Origin of the sequence: Streptomyces sp. UNOC14_S4, assembly GCF_020740835.1 — a bacterium.
Taxonomy (GTDB): Bacteria; Actinomycetota; Actinomycetes; order Streptomycetales; family Streptomycetaceae; genus Streptomyces.
This window is the reverse complement of sequence record NZ_JAINFC010000183.1, coordinates 1-1,124: the sequence shown is the minus strand read 5'-3', so window position 1 is coordinate 1,124 and position 1,124 is coordinate 1. Positions and strand designations below refer to the sequence as shown.

At 65.6% G+C, this 1,124-nt stretch carries 2 rRNA genes and 1 pseudogene; all 3 read right to left on the bottom strand.

The annotated features are described in order from the left end of the window. Positions 1 to 687 (bottom strand): annotated as a pseudogene (locus K6I34_RS38900) (tetratricopeptide repeat protein); the annotation flags it as partial. A 108-nt stretch (positions 688 to 795) separates the two neighbouring features. After that, positions 796 to 912, bottom strand: a 5S ribosomal RNA gene (gene rrf / locus K6I34_RS17990). A 107-nt stretch (positions 913 to 1,019) separates the two neighbouring features. After that, positions 1,020 to 1,124 (bottom strand): 23S ribosomal RNA (locus K6I34_RS17985); the annotation flags it as partial.

The window sequence follows — 1,124 nt, the reverse complement described above, 5'->3', positions numbered from 1 at the left end:
ACGCTCGTCGTCACGGCGCGGGGCGCGGTCGTCACGCGGGAAGGACGGACGGTCGTCACGGCGGAAACCACCACCGCGCGGACGGTCCTGCCCACCACGGTCATCACGACGGAACGCCGGACGCTCATCACGACGCTCATCGCGACGGAAGCCACCGCGGTCGTCGTCACGACGGGGGCCACGGTCGTCACGGCGGAAGGACGGACGGTCGTCGCGGCGCTCGTCGCGACGGAAACCGCCACGGTCGTCATCGCGACGGAAGGAGGGTCGCTCGTCACGACGGTCGTCACGGCGGAAGCCGCCACGCTCGTCGTCACGGCGCGGGGCGCGGTCGTCACGCGGGAAGGACGGACGGTCGTCACGGCGGAAACCACCACCGCGCGGACGGTCCTGCCCACCACGGTCATCACGACGGAACGCCGGACGCTCATCGCGACGGAAACCGCCACGGTCGTCATCACGGCGCGGGGCACGGTCATCACGGCGGTAGCCACCGCGGTCGTCGTCACGGCGGGGGCCACGGTCGTCACGGCGGAAACCGCCACGGTCGCTGTCCCGGCGCGGTGCCCCGCGCCGGTCGTCGTCACGTCGGTATGCCGGCCGGTCGTTGCGGCGGAAACCGCGACGGTCGCCGCCCGAGCGGTCGTCGGGAGAGTTGGTGGACATCGACGTGACTCCTGTCTTCAGGTACCGCAGTCATTCTCGCGCAACCGGCTGGGCGGCGCGCTTCGGCAAAAATAAAAAAGGACCCTTGGTCCCAGCGTGAACGCTGGGACCAAGGGTCCTTGAAATATTGTTCGGCGGCGTCCTACTCTCCCACACGGTCCCCCATGCAGTACCATCGGCGCTGAAAGGCTTAGCTCCCGGGTTCGGAATGTAACCGGGCGTTTCCCTAACGCTATGACCACCGAAACCCTATCGGTTTCGAGCGAACAAGCACACTCTTCAATTAAGTGGGTTCTGCTCTACTCCAGCAACTGTTCGTTGCTTCAGAACTAACACAGTGGACGCGAGCAACTGAGGACAAGCCCTCGGCCTATTAGTACCAGTCAACTCCACACCTTACGGCGCTTCCATATCTGGCCTATCAACCCAGTCGTCTACTGGGAGCCTTACCCCATCAA